The 1,666-nt window shown below is 59.9% G+C and carries 4 protein-coding genes; 2 read left to right on the forward strand and 2 right to left on the reverse strand.

From position 1 onward, the window contains the following. On the reverse strand, nt 1-360 hold a 360-nt coding region (locus tag GV027_RS21600), incomplete at its 3' end, for a hypothetical protein (RefSeq protein ID WP_236559428.1). Between the two features lies 1 nt (nt 361). Further along, complete coding sequence (locus tag GV027_RS20120) at nt 362-721, reverse strand: hypothetical protein (RefSeq protein ID WP_159513421.1); 360 nt, start codon at nt 719-721, stop codon at nt 362-364. A 224-nt stretch (nt 722-945) separates the two neighbouring features. Between GV027_RS20120 and GV027_RS20125 the strand changes: the two genes are divergently transcribed. Together GV027_RS20125 and GV027_RS21605 are read left to right on the forward strand one after the other, a co-directional pair. Continuing rightward, on the forward strand, nt 946-1,305 hold the full coding sequence (locus GV027_RS20125) for a hypothetical protein (RefSeq protein WP_159513421.1): 360 nt from the start codon (nt 946-948) through the stop codon (nt 1,303-1,305). Nucleotide 1,306: 1 nt separating this feature from the next. Next, a partial coding sequence (locus tag GV027_RS21605; RefSeq protein ID WP_236559428.1) for a hypothetical protein occupies nt 1,307-1,666 on the forward strand: 360 nt, incomplete at its 3' end.

A 1,666-nucleotide genomic window follows, 5' to 3' on the forward strand; every position in this document is an offset into this window, starting at 1 on the left:
GATGCGATGATCTCGGGCAATCTGTCTGCACTTAGCGTGAGACGTAGAGAAATCCCCGCGAATATCCTCGCATGAATCCATCCGCGTGACACGATGCTGCGGCCAGTGCTTGCGTATCGTCGCAGCAACGGCCTCTGCATTGTCGCCAGACCCGGTAACATTGGGTGAGCCATTGGGGCCGCCATGTAACATCGTCGCGATAACTTCCCCGTCGCAGTCGAGGACTTGCGCGCTCTCATGATAATTATGGCGACCCCTCCCATGCGACAGTTCAGCCGCACGGGGTATCGTCATCAACGCGTCAGCGACTACGCGTGGAAATTCCGGAATAGTGGCCTGATACCAGTCGAAATGAGCCATATCAGGAAGCCTTAGAAAAGCGCGGATTTCCGCCATTCTCAAGCGTGGTGACCCCCGTGTTACAGGACGGGGGTTCGGCAGCGCGCCGGCGAGCGATGAAGTCCGTCGTTGCTCGAGCCGCCTCGGCCTGTGGCGAGACCACATGCGAAGCGATGTCGTTGATCGCCTCGGCCGTTTCATCCTCGACGCTGTGCAGCACCGCCAGAGCATCCGCCAGTTCAGCCAGAGGCCCAGCCATGTACCCGAGAAACTCGTTCACAAGCTCGGACTTCGAAACGCCGCGAAAGACCGAGATGCGATCGAGCGCGCCGAGGATTTGAGGATCCGGCGTGAAGGTGATGCGTGGGCGTAGCGTAGCCATAGGTGTAACTCCAAGTGCGACAATCGCAGCCTAGTGCAACACTTCTGGCACAGCAACACCCATCGTCGCAAGCGCCCGCCTCGCCGCTTGGTGCCGCTTCCGGTCCTCGCTGACGCTGCGGGCCGGGTCGGCACCAAGCGGCGAGGCGGGCGCTTGCGACGATGGGTGTTGCTGTGCCAGAAGTGTTGCACTAGGCTGCGATTGTCGCACTTGGAGTTACACCTATGGCTACGCTACGCCCACGCATCACCTTCACGCCGGATCCTCAAATCCTCGGCGCGCTCGATCGCATCTCGGTCTTTCGCGGCGTTTCGAAGTCCGAGCTTGTGAACGAGTTTCTCGGGTACATGGCTGGGCCTCTGGCTGAACTGGCGGATGCTCTGGCGGTGCTGCACAGCGTCGAGGATGAAACGGCCGAGGCGATCAACGACATCGCTTCGCATGTGGTCTCGCCACAGGCCGAGGCGGCTCGAGCAACGACGGACTTCATCGCTCGCCGGCGCGCTGCCGAACCCCCGTCCTGTAACACGGGGGTCACCACGCTTGAGAATGGCGGAAATCCGCGCTTTTCTAAGGCTTCCTGATATGGCTCATTTCGACTGGTATCAGGCCACTATTCCGGAATTTCCACGCGTAGTCGCTGACGCGTTGATGACGATACCCCGTGCGGCTGAACTGTCGCATGGGAGGGGTCGCCATAATTATCATGAGAGCGCGCAAGTCCTCGACTGCGACGGGGAAGTTATCGCGACGATGTTACATGGCGGCCCCAATGGCTCACCCAATGTTACCGGGTCTGGCGACAATGCAGAGGCCGTTGCTGCGACGATACGCAAGCACTGGCCGCAGCATCGTGTCACGCGGATGGATTCATGCGAGGATATTCGCGGGGATTTCTCTACGTCTCACGCTAAGTGCAGACAGATTGCCCGAGATCATCGCATC

Origin of the sequence: Sphingomonas sp. T1 (genome assembly GCF_902506585.1) — a bacterium.
GTDB classification, from domain to species: Bacteria; Pseudomonadota; Alphaproteobacteria; order Sphingomonadales; family Sphingomonadaceae; genus Sphingomonas; species Sphingomonas aerolata.